Genomic DNA, 19,308 nt, shown 5'->3' with positions numbered 1-19,308 from the left:
AGACGAGGCAGGCATCATGGCGAAGAACAGCGCAAAGGACATCGAGGTCAAGGCCTTCGCCACGCACCAGGTCATCACGCAGCCCAATCCGCTGCGCAAGGTCCTGCGCCGCGTCGAAGAAAAAGACCTCGACGACCCGGTCGCCCGCGCCGAGCAGGCGCTCGCGAGCCTCTCCGGCGAGTTCAAGGACTGGATGGCGATCGAGGCCCAGCGACTGTACGCCGCCTGGACGGCCGTGCAGAACGACGGCTTCACGAAGAAACTGCGCGACGAGCTGTTTCACGCCGCGCATGACATCAAGGGGGATGCGGCGACATTCGGCTTTCCTTCAGCCGCAGGCATCGCCGAAAGCCTGTGCCGCGTCATCGAGCACGCGCCTGACCTGGAAAAGGTGCCGGCCGAGCTGTTCACGCACCACATCAACGCCATTCTCGCCATCGTGCACGAGAACACCAGGCTGGACAGGATCAGCGTCTCGGCCGAGCTCAGCCGCCGCCTGCGCAAGGTCGCCGATGATTATCTTGCCTACGTCAACCGCGACCGCCCCGAGCATCTCGAGGTGATCCTGGCGCCGAGCATCGCGCCGGCGGAATAAGGCCGAACTCTCTCCTCTCGTCATTGCGAGCGCAGCGAAGCAATCCAGACTGTCCCCGCGGAGGGATTCTCGATTGCTTCGCTGCGCTCGCAATGACGGAGCCTGTCTCTCTTCCGGCCCGCCTTGTCGCGAGCTTCGAACTACGCCGCAATCAGATCGTCATAGAGCGGATCGACCACATCATCCGCGACAATCTCGTCGCAGAACAGCCGTGCCTCTTCGCGCGCGGATTCAGTGGCGAAGCGGCGCAGCAGGACCATCAGCGGCTCGGTGGCGCCGCGATCGGACTCGCAATGGGTGAGCACGCGCTCGACCATGCGCCGGCGCAGCCGCGCCGCGCCGTCGTCGCTGTCGACGAAGCCCTGCTCGTGGCAGGCATCGAGCGCGACCTGGAACGCCGCAAACGTCGCCTCCGGAAGCCCGGCGCGACGGAGCAGCGCGTGCACGCTGTTGCCGCCGCGCTCGTGCAGCAGCGCCGAGACGCGCGCGAGCGGCAGATCGGCGAGCTCGGCGAGTGCCGCATCGAACAAGCCCAGATTGCCGGACAGTAGTGCGCGCAGGATCAGGCCCGCGGTCAGCTGGCCGGTGATGCGCAAATGCCGGACCAGGCCCTGCATGTCATCGCCGCGCGAGCGCGCCGCGATGTTCATGGTGGAGCGATCGCGCGCCTCGATGGTGATGCGGTCCGCGCGCTCGGCGCTCAGCCAGTTCCGCGCCACGACGAATTGCGCCAGCGTCTCGGAGAGCTTTGCCACCAGCGCAGCACGCGTTGCAGCCGGCAGATCCTCCAGCACCAGCATCGCCTCGCGGATCGCGGCTAGATGGCCATGACGCTCGACGATCCGGTCCCAGGAGAACGGGGCGAGCTCGGCATGGGGATTCTCGATCAGCTCCAGCGCGGCAGCCGCGCAGCCGACTTCGGCGATCGCGGCGCACACCGACACCGGCAATGCGATGCGGCGCGCGACTGCGCATTGCACCTCCTCGCCGCCGGTCGCGACGATGTCGACGAGATCGGCGTCGATCAAGAGCGGGGAATGTTCGAGCACCGGCAGCGCGACCGTCGGCTGATCGGCCGACAGCGCCCGCACGATTGCGGCCGGCGCATCGAGGCTGCGGGCAAAGGCTTCGGCCATCGCCTGCCGCACCAGCGGCGAGGCATCGTCGAGCAGCATCAGAAGCGCGCCTTCGGCGGCGATGCGATCGTCTGCAGAAAGGTCCGAGATCAGCCAGGCCCGGGCAAGCGCCCGTGTTGCCTCGGCCCGCTCGCCTGCGGGCGCCGTCCTGATCCAATGAATGAACTGCCGAACAATCATGCTGCTTCGGGCTACACAACAAACGAAAATGATGACGGCTCGTCACCTGCAACACAAAATAAACCACGACGCTTAACAAAGCGTTCACCATAACCGGCTGGTTTCATTGATGATTTGTTAAGGGACAAAGCCGCCACGTGCGGCGCACGCGACGAGCTCTCGCTGATCCTCCGTCATTGCGAGCGCAGCGAAGCAATCCAGGACTGTATCCGCGGAGAGATTCTGGATTGCTTCGCTGCGCTCGCAATGACGGTGTTGACGCAGCTGCGCACACAGTCTCGATCTTGTGCACGGACGTAACGCGGCGTCCGGAGCAAGAGCGAAGCTAGCTCGAGAACGTGCCGCTGCGATCACTGAAGAGATCGAGCGGTTGCGGCGGCCGCACGTCCGGCGTCGCCGCTGCGACCGAGGTGAGCGAGGCATTGTTGCCCCATAGTTTCTGCACCGTGGTCGAGACCGGCTGCGTGGCATCGCCGGGTTGATAAATCGAACGAAACACCGGCGTGCCCGTCGGATTGTCCGCGACATGTGTCGACGACGTCGCGCTGACGGGCGTCACTGTGCGGGCATTCGGGAAGGTCTGGAGATAGGCGGCGTTGTCCACGACAGGCGCAGTGGGCACCACTGCATTGGCACTCGCGACCTGCGTGGTCGAAGGCGTGGCGCCATACATCGCCATCGCGCTGCGGGTTACCTTTGAATTGGCCGCGCTGGCATAGCGGCTGTCCAGGACCGAATAGACCTCGGAGACGCTGCGGGCGCGGCCGTCCTTGGCGTAGAAGATCGGGCGGTTCGCGGCCGCCGCGTTGGGAAACAGCCGCGCGCCGACGGCTTGCGGATTGTCCTCGGCATTGGCGATCAATTTCGCCGCGCCGCGGACGCCCATGAAATGGGCCATGTAGAGTTCGCTGTCGCTCGGCCTGCGCCCGAGCAGGCCGGTGAGCTTGAAGCTGTTCGACTGCGTCAGCGCCGCGGCCATGGCGGAAGCGGCTTCGGGATCGTCGCGCAGCTTCATGATCGACCGCTTCTTGACGGGATCGTCGACGGTGTAGGTCCCCGATGACGTCCTGGTGATGGCGTCGGCGTAGCTGCCATAGCCGAGCTGGGCACCCGCTTCCTTCACCGTGCCGAGCCAGGTCTGGTCGATGAACTGGTAGAGCCCCTGCGCGGACGAGGTGGTGGCGGCGGCCGTCGGATTGAAGTCCGATTCCATCTTGGCCGTGGTCAGCATGTACTGGAAGCTGACGCCTGTGACGTTCGAGGCCTGCTTGATCGCACCGGCGACACGCGCGCGCGACGGATCAAGGCCGGCCGTCTGCGTGGCACTGAAACTGTCGATCGACATGGTGGAGGGCCCGCCCCGCGCGGCGCTGAGCGACGCCGGCAATTCGGCGCCCGTCGTCTCACCGTGGGACAGCTATGGTTAATGCGGGGTTAATTGATGCTACGCGTCATTCCGGGGCATCGCGAAGCGATGAGCCCGGAATCCATTGAGCTGCGCGTGATACCTTGCGATGGATTGCGGGTTCGCGCTCCGCGCGCCCCGGAATGACAGCGAGCTATTTCTTGTAGACCGCGTCTGGATCGAACAGCCGGTCAGCCTCAGTGAAGACCAATCTTGCTCCCCCACCCTCGGCCTCGACCTTGCGGTAGAAGCACGACCGCCGGCCGGTATGGCAGGCCGCGCCGATCTGCTCGATGCGGATCCAGACCGCATCCTGATCGCAATCGGTGCGCATCTCGACCACGCGCTGGGTCTGACCCGACGTCTCACCTTTTCGCCACAAGGCATTGCGCGAGCGGCTGAAATACCAGGCTTCGCCGGTCGCAATGGTCTTGCGCAGCGCCTCCTCGTTCATGTGCGCGACCATCAGCACGTCGCCGGTGGCGACGTCGGTGGCGACGACCGTCACGAGGCCAGCGGCATCAAATCTGGGCAGGAAGGCGAGGCCCTCCTCGATCTCATGGGAATGAGCGGACACAGCAACTCTCGCCGGTTTGTCGCGAGGTCAGCGCGTCGTGCCTCGCACCAGGGACAGGAAACGGGCCTGCTCCGCCGGATTGTCGCGGAACATGCCGGTGAAGCGGCTGGTGAAAGTAGAGGCGCCATGCTTGGCGACGCCGCGCACCGACATGCAGGTATGCTCGGCCTCGATCAGCACGGCAACGCCGCGAGGCTTGAGGACCTCGTCGATCGCGGCGGCGATCTGCGCGGTCAGGTGCTCCTGGGTCTGGAGCCGGCGGGCGAAAATGTCGGTCAGGCGGGCCAGCTTGGACAGGCCGACGACGCGCTCCACCGGCGTATAGGCGATGTGCGCCTTGCCGTAGAACGGCATCATGTGGTGCTCGCATTGCGAGGTGAACTCGATGTCGCGAACCAGCACGAAATCGTCATAGCCCGCCGTCTCGCCGAAGGTGCGGTCGAGCACCTCGGCCGGGCACTGGTGGTAGCCTTGATAGAGCTCGTCGAAAGCCTCGACGACGCGGCGCGGCGTGTCGAGCAGGCCCTCGCGCTCGGTGTTCTCGCCGATATAGGCGAGCAGCGTCTTCACCGCCGCTTCCGCCTCGGCGCGCGCGGGACGCGGCTGGTCGGCGCGGACGGCGGCCGCGAGGAATTCGGCAGGATCAAGCTCGGCCGGGCGGTTTTCGGGCTGCCGGTCGGAGGGCTTGCCCGGGCGGATGGATTTGATTGCAGCGTCCATATCTTCTCCGTTCGACGGCCTAACGGCCGGAGTGTCACCGGCAGACGGGGCGGCCAAGCCGCCGGACGCCTGAACAGAACAGTTTCGGTGCAAAAGTCCCAAGGTCACAAGCCGGCAGCGCAGATCTGGATCGCCGCCACCGCTCCGCTGGACTGTTTTTCCACCAGTTCCGCCCCTATATAGGACCGTGGGCGGCGCCCGCCAAGGCCGATCCGGCTTGGAAGCGGGTGTGACGCGTTGGACTCCATCACATGCTGAACGACATTTACAACAAGCGGATCATCGAGCTGGCCGGGAATATTCCGCGGCTCGGACGGTTGGCGGACCCCGATGCCTCCGCCACCGCCCATTCCAAGCTGTGCGGCTCGACCGTGAAGGTCGATCTCAAGATGAACGGGGATACCGTCACCGACTTCGCCCATGACGTGAAGGCCTGCGCTTTGGGCCAGGCCTCTTCATCCATCATGGCAAGTCACGTGGTCGGCTCGACTGCGAGCGAACTCCGTGAGTTACGCGAAACGGTTCGCAAGATGCTGAAGGAGAATGGTGCGCCTCCTCAAGGCAAATGGGAGGAGATCAAGTTCCTTGAGCCGGTCCGCGACTACAAGGCGCGCCATGCCTCGACGCTTCTCACCTTCGATGCCGTGGTTGATGCCATCGGCCAGATCGAGGCCAGAACCAAGCAACCGGCCGCAGCGCAAGGCTGACCCCCTCTCCGTCATTCCGGGGCGTACTTGCGCACCCCAGGTGCGCACTTGCTCACCAAGGTTCGCGCTGACGCGCGCCCCGCGAATGACTGCCGAGATCTAAGAGCTTACTTCGGCGCCGCCGCAGCAGCCGGTGTGGCAACACTACCGGTCGGCACCAGGGCTTCCGCCGTCTTGGTCGACTTGGAAGCCTGCTCCGGTTCCGCGCCGAACCTCGCCTGCGTCTTCGGTGCAAGCTCCGCCATTGCCGGCGCCGAGATATCCACGTGCGGGAGCACGTCAGCCACGAGATCGGTCGTAACCAGATTGGTGAGCTTGAGCTCGCCGGCATCGAGCTCGTGCAGGTCCTCCCAAGGCGGAACGCTGAGCGCAAGCGACAACAGATCCCCGGCGCCACCCATATCGAAGGTGTATTTGGCGAGGCGGCCGATGTCGCGCTCCACGATCATCAGGTCCTGCGCGCTATAACTCGCCGCCTTGGCATCGTCGGCGCGGTCGCCCATCCAGATCTGGTGAACCCGGACATGAGCGGCTTCCGGCACGTAACGCTTCTTGCCGGCCAGCAGCAGGAACGCGCACATGGATTCGCAATAGGCTTCCGGCGCGACGGCCGGCCGTGTCGACGGCCCGCCGCGGAGGCTCACGCCGACCGTGGTCAAAAGCCCGAGATTGCGGAAGCGCCGGCCGAGCGTGATCGCGTCATTGACGGAGCCGCCGCTGGAATCGAGCACTACGGTGGCGCCGCCGAGCTGGCGGCCGCGCGAAAACTCTTCGAATTCTTTGGGCGTATCGGCGGTGATGATGCCGACCGCGCTGATCCAGCCGCGGCAGTTCGGCTCGCAGGCGACCCAGCTGAACTTCATCGGCAGCTTGCGCTCTTCGAGGGCAGCGCCGGCGCGGGCCGACGATCCGAATGTTGCGACAGCGCCAGCCAGCGCGACTCCGCAGACGGCGGTTCCCACCAGCAACCAGCCGCGAAGTTTAAGGGAGTTCAGAAGTCTCAATCTGGTTCCTTCCCCAAGCCCCAAAGCCCCAAGGTCCCCAAACAATCCCCGGTGGCGCTACCTGAGTCCATCATACAGGCGTATGTTTCTACACACGACCGTCATAAAAATGGTATCCGGGCGAATACAGATCGTCCACAGATACTTGCTGCACTGCTCCCAAAAAACACGCAAAATATGGCGTGGAAACAACAACTTATGGTTCCCTGCACCGGAACCGGGCAAAGCTTCGCTCAACATCGCAGCACAACGCACATGAAGCATTCAGCTTGCGAGCATTGTTCCAGTTCCGTCGATGGTGTGCTCCGGCTGCCGCGCAGATTCGGCCGTGCACTGATCTGGCTGTATCGCCACACGCTGTCACCTCTGGTCGGTTACAATTGCCGGCACCTGCCGACCTGCTCCGTCTATGGCGATGAGGCAATCGAACGGTTCGGGCTGTGGGCCGGCGGCTGGATGACGCTCGCGCGCCTGCTCCGTTGCCATCCCTTCGGCACGTCCGGCATCGACAACGTGCCTCTCATGGCGCCCAAAGGGGCACGCTGGTATCTCCCCTGGCGCTATGGCCGCTGGCGCGGAGTTAACGCGTCCTGACCTGCGGTGCTCTGAACAGCGCCGCCCTGACCGGAACCTTAGACTTTCCGCCCGCGTTGTCTTGATGCTCCCCACGGGAGGAAACAACAATGCGCTGGAAAATCAGCCCGCATTTTCACGTCAGGCCCGGTCCGAATCTCGATCACAGGGCACACGATCCAAGAACCATCGACCTGCTCGCCATCATCGCTTTGCTTGCGCTCGTCCTCGGCTCAGGCTGGTATCTTGAGAGGAGCCTTGCAACACAGCCGAGCACGACGACGTTCATCGTGCCGAGCCAGAGCGTGCATTGGTAGTCACCGGAACCAGTAGAACCGTCCCTGTGACGGAGGGATCGACTCCGGCGGTCGTAGCCGCTTCGGGCGCGGCGGCTTTGGCGCCGGCTCGGCGGCCGAAGTGGTCTCTGCAGCCGGTGCGGTCTCGCTGCCCGGCACCTTCACCGCCAGCAGCAAATTCGATTCACGCATGCGCCAGCGATAGCCGACGCCGAAATCGATCGGCTGGGCGCGCGTGAACAGTTCGGCGTAGCGCTCCTGGTAGCGGCCGGGGAATTCGTCGATGGGGCCGAGATAGCGGCCGAACGGGAAGAACCGCCATTGCCGCGCATTGTAGTTCGCAAGCGGAATGCCGGAATCGTCCTGGATGATGGTGGCGCTGTTGGCGAGCAACCAGTCGCGTGCGACGGTGAAATTGCCGGAGTGCAACAGGTAGGACGCACTCTTGAGCAGGCTGTTGCCGGGCCCGAGCGTCTCGCAGAATTTCAGGAAGCCCGTGGCACGTGCGCCGGAATTTGAGAGGTCGGTTGCGAAATAATACAGCGTACGCGCTTCCCCGTCGCTGCCGGCAAAGCTGATGCGGACGCCGCGCGTCGCGTTCCGTCCGGGATTGTCGCCGCCGACATGTAGCCCGCCCTTGTCGTCGAGCGCGATCATCTCGACGTTGCGGATGGTCTTGCCGGAGCGGGCGAGGAAGACATAGAGGATCGGCAAGGTGCCGTTGACCTGGTTGGCGCTCAGGTCGACCTTCATCTGCTTGGTGATGAAGAACGAGAAGCTCAGGATCGAGCCAAGCGAGCGTTCGACGTTATAGAGCGCAGCTCCGACCGAACCGCGCGGCAGCCGCGTCAAATCGGGCACCGCGCCGACGGGCTCCAGCGCGCCGAGCACGTAGGTGCTGGCCTTGGAATGGAAGGCGTTGGCGTAGAGGAAATCGGGGCCGCTGAACAAATAGAACATGGTCGGTCGGGGCGCGGCCAGATTGAGGTCGGCCCAGCTGCGGATCTTCGAGAGCTGACGCTGCTCGAGCTGAGCGAAGGCGCCGTCGAAGAATTTGGCGTGACGCTGCCAAGCCGGGTCCCTGGTGAGCGGCACCAGCGGCGAGTCCGCCGAAGGCTGCATGCCCGCAAGGAAGCGTGCCGTGTCATCGAAGGTGACGTCTGCGGCACGCGCGGACGAGACGGCCGCAGCCAGGAGGACGAAAGCAACAGCCGCAATTCTCAGGGGGCGGAGCATGTCTATTCGCGATGCGGTGATGCGGCAGCGACGACGGGCCGCCTGCGGAAAACAGCGTAAATCAAAAGGCCGGAGAGCATGACGAGCATTCCCGACAGCGACTGAAGCGGCCGCTCCGTCAGAAGGTAGTACATCATGAACGCGGTCACGAGCAGAAACACGAGCGGCGTGAACGGGTATCCCCAGGCGCGATAGGGCCGCGGCAGATCGGGATCGGTGATCCGCAGCTTGATGACGCCTGCGACCGTGAAGAACGAGCAGAACAACAGCGCGAACTGGATGAAATCGAGCACCGCCTCGAAGCTGCGCGTGAACAACAGAAGATTGGCGATGGCCAGTTGGAACAGGATGGCATAGGCCGGCGCGCCGCTCACGGACCGCTTGGAGAAAACGCGCAAGGCGGGAATGTCCTCCCCCATCGTCATCATCACGCGCGGGCCGATCCACATCATCGCGCTGATCGAAGAGATCAGACCGAAGCAAATCATGGCGCCGACGATCCGACCGCCGAGGGTGCCGAAGATCGCCGTGCCGGCGACACTGGCGACGTCGAGCTGGCCGGCGAGCGCGCTGACCGGCGCCGAATGGAGAAATACCGCGTTCAGCGCGACATACAGCACGAGCACGATCAGCGTGCCCGCGAGCAGCGCGCGCGGCAGGTTCCGTTGCGGCGTCTTCATCTCGCCGATGATGTAGGTGGCGGCATTCCAGCCCGAGAACGAATACATCACGAAGACGAGCCCGATGGCGAACGGCGCGCTGACGATGTGAGCGATATCGCCGGGCTGCGGCGTGAAGCTGATCGGCTGCGGCACGGCGATGACGAAGCCGGCGACCAGGAAGCCGACGATCAGCACGACCTTGAGGACGGTCGAGATCAACTGGAACGTGGATGAGTGCCTGACGCCGGTCAGTTGCACCAGCGAAACCAGCCACACCACGCCGATGGCGAGCGGAATCGCCGGCAGATCGGGTACGACCGACTTGGCATATTCCCCGAACGCCATCGCGGCGAGCGCGACCGGCGCCGCGAAGCCGACCGTGGCCGACACCCAGCCGGCGAGGAAGCCGAAGGCCGGGTGATAGGCACGGCCGAGGAAATTGTACTCGCCGCTCGAGCGCGGAAACATCGCGCCCAACTCGCTGTACGCGAACACACCGCACAGCGCGACGACGCCGCCGACCGTCCAGAGCAGCAGGATCGAGAAGCCGGACGGGATGTCCTTGACCTGGAAGCCGAGGCTGGTGAAGACGCCGACCCCGATCATGTCGGCGACGACGATGGCGGTGGCGACCGGAACGGAGACCCCGGCCCCCCTCCCGGTCAGCCGGTCCGTCCAGGGCGGGGTACCCGCGTCTGATGCCGTCATCGGGGTCCTTAATCTCAGGCGCTTCGCCTAATGGGCCCATGGTGCACTTTGGCCCAGTCAATTCAAGCAGGGTTAACAAGGGTTAAATGAGGCAACGGAGGTAGGTACCTGACCACCCCCTAGGCGCTTCTTTGGACGATGTCTCTGGATGCACCCGGGATTGTCCGTTCCGCTCCCCCACAATCAGGACACGATTGCATGGTCCTTTCGAGCGTTCCGGATGTGGGGAAGTTTCTCCGGACGCTTAACGTCGCCTAAACGCCAGTCGGCTCAATTGTTTCAAGTTTGCCGATGGACGTGTGACTTGGACGTGTGACCTGGGACGTAAGACTTGGGTCGTGACTTTGGGGTCATGGGTGGATGGCCGGGGCCGCTCCTAAACTGAGAGCTGATGATCGTGCCGATCGGACAATGTCCGGTCGGCATGATCGTGCGCTCCGGGCCGCTCTAATCTCAGTCATGGTGCCGTTGTCGCTGACGCTGGTTCAATGCGGCAAGGCGCCGGATCCGGCGGCGAACTCCCAGGCGAATGTCCAGGTGGTCGCCAAGACCAATTCGCAGAGCTCGAACGCGCGCCTGGCAAGCGGCGACACGTTCGAGGACCGCTTCCCTGCCCCGCAGTTCAGGGAGCGCTTTCCCTCGGCGAGTGAGAGCTTCCTGCAGCGGCAGATGTCGGACTTCTCGCCCAAGCGCGCCGTGCAGTCTCAGCCGGAGCAGGCGTCCTACAAGGTGGCCTCGCTCGAGCCGCAAGTGCCGTACAAGCGCCCCGCCCGCGAGGATCTGACGACACTCGTCAGCATGAAGTCGTCGGCCTTTCCCTATTTCGGCAACAACCCCGCCTCCGACGCGCCCTTCCTCAACATCTCCAAGGGCGACCGCCGCGGCCACCGCAGCTATTCCGGCCGCGTCTACTGGCAGGACGAGACCTACAGCGACAGCCGCGTGCTGGTGCACGTGCCCGAGCATTTCGACCTGCGCAAGCCGGGCGTGATCGTGGTGTTCTTCCACGGCAATGGCGCAACGCTCGAGCGTGACGTCCGCGACCGGCAGATGGTGCCGAAACAGGTCACCGATTCCGGCGCCAATGCGATCCTGCTCGCGCCGCAGATGGCGGTCGACGCCGCCGATTCCAGCGCCGGAAAATTCTGGCAGCCGGGCGGCTTCAAGCGCTTCATGGCGGAATCGGCCGACCATCTTGCGCGCCTCACCGGCGATCCCAACAGCGCGCGCGCCTTCGCCAACATGCCGATCGTGATCGTCGGCTATAGCGGCGGCTTCCTGCCGACGGCGTGGAGCCTCGAGGTCGGCGGCATCAGCGACCGCGTGCGCGGCGTGGTGCTGCTCGATGCGGTCTATGGCGAGATGGACAAATTCGCGTCCTGGATCGAGAGCCACCGTTCCGGCTTCTTCGTCAGCGCCTACACCCGCCACACCGCGCGGCGCGACCGCGAGCTGATGAGCATGCTCCGCCAGAAGGGCATCAGCGTCGCCGAGGACATGGACGGGCCGCTACGACCCGGCAGCGTGGTGTTCGTGGAGACCGGCGAGGGCATCACCCATCGCGACTACGTCACGCGCGCTTGGACGCGCGATCCGCTCAAGGACGTGCTGGTGAAGATGGCGGCGACGCCGTCGCTCGCGCTGACGCGCGTCGCCTCCACAAATCCCTAACCGGGATATCAGTTCCCAATATCAGTTCCTGGGCAGCTTCGGAATGCTCTCGGCAAAGCCGTTGAAGCAGGCCAGCCGCTCGTCCTCTTCCTTGACGAAGCGGCAGTCGGCATAGCCCTTGGCCTTGGCCGGCTTCGGCTTCGGCGCCGGCGGGATCACGGCGTCGTAGCAGTTGAGGCGATCCTTGGTGCCGTCGTCGATTTCGAGGCAGGTCTGGAGGCGGACCGCGATCGATTGCGGCTTGCCCTTTGGAGCGGCGACAGCCTCCTTGGCGCCTTTCGGCTTGACCTGCACCAGCGGCTTGTCCCCCACCATGGGTGGCTTCTCGGTCTGCGCAAATGCGGAGGCTGAATAGAGCACCGCGGCAACCGCCAGAATCATCCTCATCTCAGTCAACTCTCTTTGATCCCCACGCCGGCCTTCTACCGCTCCCGCGCGAGGTTTGCCAAGCGCCTTGCGCGCACGACCTGCTGCGTTCAGGCGGTGGCGGCAGCCGCCCGCCTGGGCCGGGTCACGACCACCAGGATCAGTGCCAGCACGACGAAACCGACCGCGACGAAGCCGAGCGTGTGCAGGAGCTCGCGGGCGAACAGCAAGCCGCCGACCGCGGAGCCGACCGCCTGGCCGATATAGAGGACGGATGTGTTGAGGGCGACGGTGGCCGACGCCAGCGGCGGCGCAGCCGCGACCAGCCGCACCTGCTGCATCGAATTGGTCGAGGCGAAGCCAAGGCCCCAGATCGTCACCGCGCCCGCCATCATGACGAGCGAGCCGGCGCCGAGGGCCCACCCGCTCATCCCGGCAAGCAGCAGGCAGGTGAACAGCAACGAGGTGCGATAGGGCCCCGCAGTGTCGACGATGCGGGTGGCGACGACGACGCCGAGGAAGCCGCAGATCCCGTACAGCGCGAAGACCAAGCCGATCGCATCGGGGCCGGCGCCAGTGAGCTTGTTGAGCAGCGGGCCCATATAGGTGAACACGACGAACTGCCCCGACATTTGCAGCATCGTGATCGCGAGCAGCAGCAGGATCGTCCTGCTTCGGCCGACGGCGGCCCATGTCTTCAGATCGACCGGTGCGCCCTGCAGGCCCGCCGGCAGACGCAGCAGCAACAGCAGCAAGCTGACGCAGCTGAGCGCGCCGACCCCGCCATAGGCCGCGCGCCAGCCGTAGCGGCTGGCGATAAAGGTGATGAGCGGCAGGCCGACGGCGGCTGCGAGCGACCAGCCGAGGAAGAGGTACGCAATGGTGCTGCCGCGCCGTTCCGCCGGCACGATCAGCGCAGCCGTGCCGGCCGCCTGCGGCGTATAGAGCGAGCCGACTGCGAGCATGGCGAGCCGAATGATCAGCAGGCTGGTGTAATCGGGCGCAAGCGCGGAGGCGAGATTGCCGAGTGCGAGCACCGCCAGCGTCGTGGCGAGCAGGATCCGCCGTTCGATGCGGCTGGTCAGCCACGCCGTCAGCGGCGAGCCGACGCACAGCGTCACCGCGCCGAAGGTGATCAGGAGCCCGGCCGCGTGGATGCTGATCCCGAGCCCCGCCGACAATTCCGGCAGCATGCCCGCCGGTGCCAAGACCGAGCAGCCGGTCACGAGATTGCCGAGCATCAGGGCGGTTGGCGCGAAACGGCCGGCGGCTGGGGCGCTTTTCATGCAAACGCATGTAGCGGCGGCCTGCGACCGGTTAAAGGGTACAACGTCAAATAGTTGCGGGCTCCGCCCCCGGATTTGCGCGCCACTTTCTTGGAAATGCCGGATTGCGCAGGCCGAATCGCCTGATATATCGCTCGTTCCCGCTTACCTGCGCTCGTTCGCAGGAGTGAGCCCCAGGAGAAAAGCAATGTCCGACCAGCCCAAATCCGAGTCCGGCTTCCAGTACAGCCTCTCCAATTTGAAGCCCGTGACCCCCGCCGCCAAAGTCACCCTCACCTTCCCCGACGGCGCCAAGCGCCAGTTCGACAAGGGCATCACCGGCCTCGATATCGCCAAGGGCATCTCGCCGTCGCTGGCCAAGCGCACGGTCGCCATGGCGCTCGACGGCGCGCTTGCCGATCTCAACGATCCGATCGAGGCCGACGCTAGAATCGAATTCGTCAATCGCGACGACCCGCGCGCGCTCGAATTGATCCGGCACGACTGCGCACACGTGCTGGCCGAAGCGGTGCAGACGCTGTGGCCGGGAACCCAGGTCACGATCGGCCCTGTGATCGAGAACGGCTTCTATTACGACTTCTTCCGCAACGAGCCGTTCACGCCGGAAGACTTTGCCGCGATCGAGAAGAAGATGCGCGAGATCATCGCGCGCGACAAGCCTTTCACCAAGGAAGTCTGGGACCGCGAAAAGACCAAGCAGGTGTTCCGCGACAAGGGCGAGGCCTTCAAGGTCGAGCTGGTCGACGCGATTCCCGGCACCGAGCCGATCAAGATCTACTACCAGGGCGACTGGTTCGACCTCTGCCGCGGCCCGCACATGACCTCGACCGGCAAGGTCGGAGGCGCCTTCAAGCTGATGAAGGTGGCCGGCGCTTATTGGCGCGGCGATTCCAACAACCCGATGCTGACGCGCATTTACGGCACAGCCTTCGCCAAGCAGGAGGACCTCGACGCTTACCTGAAGCAGATCGAGGAAGCCGAGAAGCGCGACCATCGCAAGCTCGGGCGCGAGCTCGACCTCTTCCACTTCCAGGAGGAAGGTCCGGGCGTCGTGTTCTGGCATCCGAAGGGCTGGACCATCTTCCAGCAGCTGATCGCCTATATGCGCCGTCGCCTGACCGGCGATTACAGCGAAGTCAACGCGCCGCAGATCCTCGACAAGGTGTTGTGGGAGACCTCGGGCCATTGGGGCTGGTATCGCGAGAACATGTTCGCGGCGCAATCGGCCGGCGACGAGGCCGAGGACAAGCGCTGGTTTGCGCTCAAGCCGATGAACTGCCCCGGTCACGTCCAGATCTTCAAGCACGGCCTGAAGAGCTATCGGGACCTGCCCTTGCGCCTCGCCGAGTTCGGCGTGGTGCATCGCTACGAGCCCTCCGGCGCCATGCACGGCCTGATGCGCGTGCGCGGCTTCACCCAGGACGACGCGCACATCTTCTGCACCGAGGATCAGCTCGCCGAGGAGTGCCTGAAGATCAACGATCTGATCCTGTCGACCTATGCCGATTTCGGCTTCACCGGCGACCTCACGGTGAAGCTCTCGACCCGGCCGGAGAAACGCGTCGGCACCGATGCGATGTGGGATCACGCCGAGCGCGTAATGGCGACGGTGCTGCGCGAGATCCAGTCGCAGAACAATCACATCAAGACCGAGATCAATCCGGGCGAAGGCGCGTTCTATGGGCCGAAGTTCGAATACGTTCTGCGCGATGCCATCGGCCGCGACTGGCAGTGCGGCACCACGCAGGTCGACTTCAACCTGCCGGAGCGGTTCGGCGCCTTCTACATCGACCATGACGGCGGCAAGAAACCGCCGGTGATGGTGCACCGCGCGATCTGCGGCTCGATGGAGCGCTATATCGGCATCCTGATCGAGCACTATGCCGGCAACTTCCCGCTCTGGCTCTCGCCGGTGCAGGCGGTTGTCACCACCATCACCTCGGAAGGCGACGAATACGCCAAGGTGGTGCTGGAGCAGGCGCGGCGCGCCGGGCTTCGGGCCGAGATCGACCTGCGCAACGAAAAGATCAACTACAAGGTCCGTGAGCACTCGCTGGCCAAGATCCCGGCCCTGCTCGTGGTCGGCAAGAAAGAGGCTGAGACGCATTCGGTCTCGGTCCGCCGGCTCGGCAGCGACGGCCAGAAGGTGATGACCACGGCCGAGGCGATCGCCGCCCTGGTCGACGAGGCGACGCCGCCGGATGTGAAGCGAATGCGCGGCGCCGCTTGATCCTGAAATCGATCTAAATTCGCTTCCGGTTGCGGGCGTGCATGCTTATCTCGGCATGGCACGCCCGCCGACCATTTGAAGAGGATATCGCAGTGCCCGATGCCATCGAACTCCTGAAGACTCGCCGCTCGGTCAAGCCGCGCGAGATGACGGGGCCCGGCCCGTCGGCGGCCGAGCTCGAGACCATCCTCACCATCGGGGCGCGCGTGCCCGATCACGGCAAGCTCGCGCCCTGGCGCTTCATCATCTTCGAGGGCGAGGCCCGGCTACGTGCCGGCGAGGTGATCGCGCGGGTCTTCGCCAGGAAGAATCCGGGGGCGCCGGCGGCCGACGTCGAGACCGAGCGCAAGCGCCTAATGGACGCACCGCTGGTGATCGGCATCGTCAGCTTCACCAAGCCGCATCCGAAGGTGCCGGCGTTCGAGCAGGAATTGTCGGCGGGCGCCAGCGCCATGAACATCGTCACCGCCGCCACCGCACTCGGCTACGGCGCCTGCTGGCTGACCGGCTGGTTCTCTTTCGACCGCGACGTGCTCGACGGCCTCGGCCTCAAGCCGGATGAGAAGCTCGCCGGCTTCATTCATATCGGCACGCCGACCAAGCCGAACGAAGACCGTCCGCGCCCGTCACTTTCGGACATCGTGACGCGATTTTAATCGATGTTGTGTTGACGCATCGAGCCTCTTGCGGCTTTGATCCCGCCGAGGGAGGAAGGTGCGGATGAGACGCCGTGAATTTCTGGTCGGGGCCGCGATGCTCGCCGGCACGATGGCGCGAAGCCGGGCCGCGGACATCCCCGCCCCCTCGCCCGACGGCCTCGACCGCATCACGGCGTACTTCGACAACGAGGTGGCAAGCGGCCGGCTTCCGGGCGCGGTGATCCTCGTTCAGCAGCACGGCAAGCCGGTCTACCTGAAGTGCTTCGGCGTGCGCGATACCAGGAATGGCCTTGCGATGACGTCGGATACGATCTTCGCCATCCACTCCATGACCAAGCCGATCACGTGCCTTGGCGCGATGATGCTGATCGACGAGGGCAAGCTCGCGCTGACCGACCCCGTCTCGAAATACGTCCCGCTGTTCGCCGGGACCAAGGTGGGCCGCGAGGTGACCCTGCCCAGCGGCACGGTCGAGCTGGACCTCGACCCACCGGACCGCCCCGTCAACATCGAGGATCTGCTGCGGCATACTTCGGGCATCAGCTACGATTACATCGGCAGCGAATGGGTCGAGCACGCCTACAAGATGGCCAACATTTTCGCGGGCCATTTCGACAACAGGGAATTCGCCGATCGCATCGCCAAGCTGCCGCTGGCGCGGCAGCCCGGAACGCTGTGGCGCTACGGCCATTCCACCGACGTCCTCGGCAGCGTCATCGAGATCATCTCGGGCCAGACGCTGTACGACTTCCTGAAGGCCCGCATCTTCGATCCACTCGGCATGAACAGCACCAAATTTACGCTCGCGACCGAGGACGAGCTGGCGCGGATGGCGCGGCCGCTGCCGAGCGACTCAATCCTGCTCGCCGGCGAGCGCGACCGCCTGGACCATCCAGAATGGCAGTCGGGCGGCGGCGGCCTGCTCTCGACCATCACCGACTATCAGCGCTTCTCGCAGATGCTGCTCAACGGCGGCGAGCTCGAGGGCAGGCGCTATCTCAGCCCCGCCGCGTTCAAGGCCATGACGACCGATCAGATCGGGCCGGGCTCCGGCGTCGGACGTGACTATTTCTATTTTCCGGGCGACGGCTTCGGCTATGGCTACGGCCTTGCGGTGCGCACCGATCCCGGCAATGCAAAACCGCCGCCGCCGGGCTCGCTCGGCGAATTGAAATGGGACTCGGGGAGCGGCACCTATTTCGGCGTCGATCCCAAGCTCGACATGGTCTACGTCATGATGCAGCAGACCCAGAACGAGCGCGGGCGCATCACCCCCGCGTTCAAGGCGCTGGTCTACGATTGCTATCCGCCCGCGTTACGCCGCCCGTGAGGTGCGCTGGCCGAAATCGGCGAGGAGCTTTCCGAGCTCGGCCGCCGGCCGCGCGGCGCTGAACAGAAATCCCTGCACCTCGTTGCAGCCTTCGGCGCGCAGCCAGTCGAGCTGATCCTCGGTCTCCACGCCCTCCGCGGTCGTGGTGATGTTGAGGCTGCGCCCCAAACCCGAGATCGCGCGCACGATCGCACCGCAGTCGGGCCGCTCAGCCAGATCCTTGACGAAGGAGCGGTCGATCTTGATCTTGTCGAACGGAAAGCTGCGGAGATAGCTCAGGCTGGAATAGCCGGTGCCGAAATCGTCCATGGAAATGCCGACGCCGAGCTCGCGCAACTGGTGCAAGGTGGCGACATTGGCGTCGGTCTCGGCCAGGAAAATCGACTCAGTGATCTCGAGCTCGAGCCGCTTCGGCGACAGGCCGGACTGCGCTAGGGCCGAGATCACGACCTGGACCAGGTTGCGGCTGCGGAATTGTGCCGGCGACAGGTTGACGGCGACCTTGACGTCGACGGGCCATTTCACCGCTTCGGTACAGGCTTCGCGCAGCACCCATTCGCCGAGCTGGGTGATCAGGCCGATGTCTTCGGCGACGGGGATGAACTCCGCGGGCGAGATCATGCCCTTGTCCGGATGACGCCAGCGCAGCAGCGACTCGAAGCCGGAGATGCGGTCAGAGGCGATCGACACCAGCGGCTGATAGTGCAGCTCGAACTCGCCATTGGCGAACGCCCGGCGCAGATCCAGCTCCATGTCGCGGCGCCTCTGCGCCTGGAGGTCCATCTCACGCTCGAAGAAGTGGTGCACGCCGCCGCCATCGGCCTTGGCCCGGTACAGCGCCATGTCGGCATTGCGCATCAACTCTTCCGGCGTGGTGCCATCGCCCGGCGACAGCGCGATGCCAACGCTGGCGCCGATCACCATCTCCTGTCCGTCGACGTCGTAAGGCGCCTTGAGCATGTCGATCAGCAGGGAGGCACAGGCGCTGGCCTCGTTCGGCGAGACGTCGGCAGCCAAGATGACGGCGAACTCATCGCCGCCGAGCCGCGCGGCGAGATTGGTGCCGCGGACCGCTATGGTCAGGCGCTCGGCGACCTGCTTCAACAGGCGATCGCCCACCGGATGACCGAAAGAATCGTTGATGTTCTTGAACAGGTCGAGGTCGATGTAGAGCACGCCGACCCGTTTTCCCGCGGCCTGGTCCAGCGCCTGCTTCAGGCGCTCCTGGAAGTGCTCGCGGTTCGGCAGGTCGGTGAGCCCGTCATGATGCGCCATGTAGGCGATGCGCGCTTCGGCCTTGCGTCGTTCGGTGATGTCGACCACCGCCACCAGATAGCCGTCGCGCTCGTCGAAGGCGACGCGACGGCCGAAGGTGAGCACCTCGATCTCGCTGCCGTCGGCGCGCAAGTGTCGCCAATTGCGCGAGGAGTGGTAGGCGTCGCCGAGGCGCTCCAGCGCCGCGGCGTGGCTGTCCCACTCGTCCTCCGGCCATATCTCGTGCAGCTTCATGCGCAGGAAGGTCGCGCGGCTGTAGCCGTAATGCAGGACCGCGGCGTCGTTGACGCTGAGGAACTCCTTGGTCTCTGCGTCGAACACCCACATCGGCATTGGATTGTTGTCGAACAGGAGGCGGAACGAGGCATCGCGCCGCTTCAGGACGGTGACATCGGAGATGGTCAGCGAGACCACGTCGGCAAAGGCCGTGGCGCTGAGCCTGAGGTAGCGTCCCTCGCTCTCCAGCTCGAGCTGCTCGCAGCGGCTGCCCGAAACGGCCTTGAGCAGGAATTCCATCACCTCGGGGAAAGCCAGCAGCGTGCCGCCTTCGCCGATCCGCCGCCACAACAGGCTTGCGCCTGCAACCTTCAGCAGCTCACCCGCGCTCTTGTTGTGGTGCACGACCTGAAGGTCGAACGGCTTGCCGGCGGCATCGCGCAGCGTCGCCAGCGAGACCACGGCGTCGTCGGTCG

At 64.9% G+C, this 19,308-nt stretch carries 18 protein-coding genes; 8 read left to right on the top strand and 10 right to left on the bottom strand.

All coding sequences use genetic code 11. The features are described from left to right. The first annotated feature begins 16 nt into the window (after positions 1-16). Positions 17-595, top strand: a complete 579-nt coding sequence (locus XF30_RS16510) for an Hpt domain-containing protein (protein WP_036010531.1) — start codon at positions 17-19, stop codon at positions 593-595. 140 nt (positions 596-735) lie between these two features. Here the strand turns inward: XF30_RS16510 and XF30_RS16505 are convergent, their stop codons facing one another. The 4 genes from XF30_RS16505 to folE form a co-directional block, all read right to left on the bottom strand. After that, the gene (locus tag XF30_RS16505; RefSeq protein ID WP_109143317.1) at positions 736-1,911 is read right to left on the bottom strand and encodes a DUF2336 domain-containing protein; all 1,176 of its coding nucleotides are present in this window, start codon (positions 1,909-1,911) and stop codon (positions 736-738) included. Positions 1,912-2,236: 325 nt separating this feature from the next. After that, on the bottom strand, positions 2,237-3,256 hold the full coding sequence (locus tag XF30_RS16500) for a transglycosylase SLT domain-containing protein (protein ID WP_109143316.1): 1,020 nt from the start codon (positions 3,254-3,256) through the stop codon (positions 2,237-2,239). A gap of 214 nt (positions 3,257-3,470) precedes the next feature. Continuing rightward, positions 3,471-3,893 (bottom strand): phosphoribosyl-AMP cyclohydrolase, encoded by a 423-nt coding sequence (gene hisI / locus XF30_RS16495; protein ID WP_036010523.1) that lies wholly within the window; start codon positions 3,891-3,893, stop codon positions 3,471-3,473. A 27-nt stretch (positions 3,894-3,920) separates the two neighbouring features. Then, complete coding sequence (gene folE / locus XF30_RS16490) at positions 3,921-4,613, bottom strand: GTP cyclohydrolase I FolE (protein ID WP_036027718.1); 693 nt, start codon at positions 4,611-4,613, stop codon at positions 3,921-3,923. Between the two features lie 251 nt (positions 4,614-4,864). On the opposite strand from folE, the gene XF30_RS16485 reads away from it, so the two are divergent. Then, positions 4,865-5,320, top strand: coding sequence for an iron-sulfur cluster assembly scaffold protein (locus XF30_RS16485; protein ID WP_036044037.1), 456 nt, complete (start codon positions 4,865-4,867; stop codon positions 5,318-5,320). Between the two features lie 107 nt (positions 5,321-5,427). Here XF30_RS16485 and XF30_RS16480 read toward each other — a convergent pair whose 3' ends face one another. Continuing rightward, positions 5,428-6,324: a COG3904 family protein gene (locus XF30_RS16480; RefSeq protein ID WP_036027720.1), complete on the bottom strand. Its 897-nt coding sequence runs from the start codon at positions 6,322-6,324 to the stop codon at positions 5,428-5,430. Positions 6,325-6,579: 255 nt separating this feature from the next. Between XF30_RS16480 and yidD the strand changes: the two genes are divergently transcribed. Together yidD and XF30_RS16470 are read left to right on the top strand one after the other, a co-directional pair. Continuing rightward, a complete protein-coding gene (gene yidD / locus XF30_RS16475) occupies positions 6,580-6,918 on the top strand; it encodes a membrane protein insertion efficiency factor YidD (protein ID WP_109143315.1) in 339 nt (112 codons plus the stop codon). A gap of 89 nt (positions 6,919-7,007) precedes the next feature. Further along, complete coding sequence (locus XF30_RS16470; RefSeq protein ID WP_109143314.1) at positions 7,008-7,214, top strand: hypothetical protein; 207 nt, start codon at positions 7,008-7,010, stop codon at positions 7,212-7,214. Here the strand turns inward: XF30_RS16470 and XF30_RS16465 are convergent, their stop codons facing one another. Both XF30_RS16465 and XF30_RS16460 read right to left on the bottom strand, forming a co-directional pair. Continuing rightward, positions 7,215-8,429, bottom strand: a complete 1,215-nt coding sequence (locus tag XF30_RS16465) for a hypothetical protein (protein WP_109143313.1) — start codon at positions 8,427-8,429, stop codon at positions 7,215-7,217. It lies immediately after the preceding gene. A gap of 2 nt (positions 8,430-8,431) precedes the next feature. Further along, on the bottom strand, positions 8,432-9,799 hold the full coding sequence (locus XF30_RS16460; protein ID WP_109143312.1) for an APC family permease: 1,368 nt from the start codon (positions 9,797-9,799) through the stop codon (positions 8,432-8,434). A gap of 360 nt (positions 9,800-10,159) precedes the next feature. Here XF30_RS16460 and XF30_RS16455 point away from each other — a divergent pair, with 360 nt between their 5' ends. Continuing rightward, positions 10,160-11,470, top strand: coding sequence for an alpha/beta hydrolase (locus XF30_RS16455; protein ID WP_109143311.1), 1,311 nt, complete (start codon positions 10,160-10,162; stop codon positions 11,468-11,470). A 21-nt stretch (positions 11,471-11,491) separates the two neighbouring features. Here XF30_RS16455 and XF30_RS16450 read toward each other — a convergent pair whose 3' ends face one another. Beyond that, positions 11,492-11,857 carry a hypothetical protein gene (locus tag XF30_RS16450; RefSeq protein WP_036027737.1) on the bottom strand — a complete coding sequence of 122 codons (366 nt, stop codon included), beginning with the start codon at positions 11,855-11,857 and terminating at the stop codon, positions 11,492-11,494. A gap of 89 nt (positions 11,858-11,946) precedes the next feature. After that, the gene (locus tag XF30_RS16445) at positions 11,947-13,122 is read right to left on the bottom strand and encodes an MFS transporter (protein WP_074448151.1); all 1,176 of its coding nucleotides are present in this window, start codon (positions 13,120-13,122) and stop codon (positions 11,947-11,949) included. A 187-nt stretch (positions 13,123-13,309) separates the two neighbouring features. On the opposite strand from XF30_RS16445, the gene thrS reads away from it, so the two are divergent. The 3 genes from thrS to XF30_RS16430 all read left to right on the top strand — a co-directional run bounded on the left by thrS (position 13,310) and on the right by XF30_RS16430 (position 17,341). Continuing rightward, positions 13,310-15,352: a threonine--tRNA ligase gene (gene thrS, locus XF30_RS16440; RefSeq protein WP_050996028.1), complete on the top strand. Its 2,043-nt coding sequence runs from the start codon at positions 13,310-13,312 to the stop codon at positions 15,350-15,352. A gap of 92 nt (positions 15,353-15,444) precedes the next feature. Next, entirely contained in the window at positions 15,445-16,008 is a 564-nt protein-coding gene (locus XF30_RS16435; RefSeq protein WP_036010490.1) for a nitroreductase family protein, read from the top strand. A 64-nt stretch (positions 16,009-16,072) separates the two neighbouring features. After that, on the top strand, positions 16,073-17,341 hold the full coding sequence (locus tag XF30_RS16430) for a serine hydrolase domain-containing protein (protein WP_109143310.1): 1,269 nt from the start codon (positions 16,073-16,075) through the stop codon (positions 17,339-17,341). Here the strand turns inward: XF30_RS16430 and XF30_RS16425 are convergent. Beyond that, a partial coding sequence (locus XF30_RS16425) for a putative bifunctional diguanylate cyclase/phosphodiesterase (protein WP_244608962.1) occupies positions 17,327-19,308 on the bottom strand: 1,982 nt, incomplete at its 5' end. The genes XF30_RS16430 and XF30_RS16425 overlap by 15 nt on opposite strands.

Origin of the sequence: Bradyrhizobium sp. SUTN9-2, from assembly GCF_003122645.1 — a bacterium.
GTDB classification, from domain to species: Bacteria; Pseudomonadota; Alphaproteobacteria; order Rhizobiales; family Xanthobacteraceae; genus Bradyrhizobium; species Bradyrhizobium yuanmingense.
This window is presented reverse-complemented; position numbering and strand designations above follow the sequence as displayed.

What these genes read in the sequence shown, in the direction of transcription:
- thrS (WP_050996028.1), top strand. Translation starts at nt 13,310, where the DNA reads ATGTCCGACCAGCCCAAATCCGAGTCCGGCTTCCAGTACAGCCTCTCC.
- XF30_RS16505 (WP_109143317.1), bottom strand. Translation starts at nt 1,911, where the DNA reads ATGATTGTTCGGCAGTTCATTCATTGGATCAGGACGGCGCCCGCAGGC.
- folE (WP_036027718.1), bottom strand. Translation starts at nt 4,613, where the DNA reads ATGGACGCTGCAATCAAATCCATCCGCCCGGGCAAGCCCTCCGACCGG.
- XF30_RS16470 (WP_109143314.1), top strand. Translation starts at nt 7,008, where the DNA reads ATGCGCTGGAAAATCAGCCCGCATTTTCACGTCAGGCCCGGTCCGAAT.
- XF30_RS16485 (WP_036044037.1), top strand. Translation starts at nt 4,865, where the DNA reads ATGCTGAACGACATTTACAACAAGCGGATCATCGAGCTGGCCGGGAAT.
- XF30_RS16430 (WP_109143310.1), top strand. Translation starts at nt 16,073, where the DNA reads ATGAGACGCCGTGAATTTCTGGTCGGGGCCGCGATGCTCGCCGGCACG.
- XF30_RS16455 (WP_109143311.1), top strand. Translation starts at nt 10,160, where the DNA reads ATGGCCGGGGCCGCTCCTAAACTGAGAGCTGATGATCGTGCCGATCGG.
- XF30_RS16450 (WP_036027737.1), bottom strand. Translation starts at nt 11,857, where the DNA reads ATGAGGATGATTCTGGCGGTTGCCGCGGTGCTCTATTCAGCCTCCGCA.
- XF30_RS16500 (WP_109143316.1), bottom strand. Translation starts at nt 3,256, where the DNA reads ATGTCGATCGACAGTTTCAGTGCCACGCAGACGGCCGGCCTTGATCCG.
- XF30_RS16465 (WP_109143313.1), bottom strand. Translation starts at nt 8,429, where the DNA reads ATGCTCCGCCCCCTGAGAATTGCGGCTGTTGCTTTCGTCCTCCTGGCT.
- XF30_RS16445 (WP_074448151.1), bottom strand. Translation starts at nt 13,122, where the DNA reads ATGAAAAGCGCCCCAGCCGCCGGCCGTTTCGCGCCAACCGCCCTGATG.
- XF30_RS16510 (WP_036010531.1), top strand. Translation starts at nt 17, where the DNA reads ATGGCGAAGAACAGCGCAAAGGACATCGAGGTCAAGGCCTTCGCCACG.
- XF30_RS16460 (WP_109143312.1), bottom strand. Translation starts at nt 9,799, where the DNA reads ATGACGGCATCAGACGCGGGTACCCCGCCCTGGACGGACCGGCTGACC.
- yidD (WP_109143315.1), top strand. Translation starts at nt 6,580, where the DNA reads ATGAAGCATTCAGCTTGCGAGCATTGTTCCAGTTCCGTCGATGGTGTG.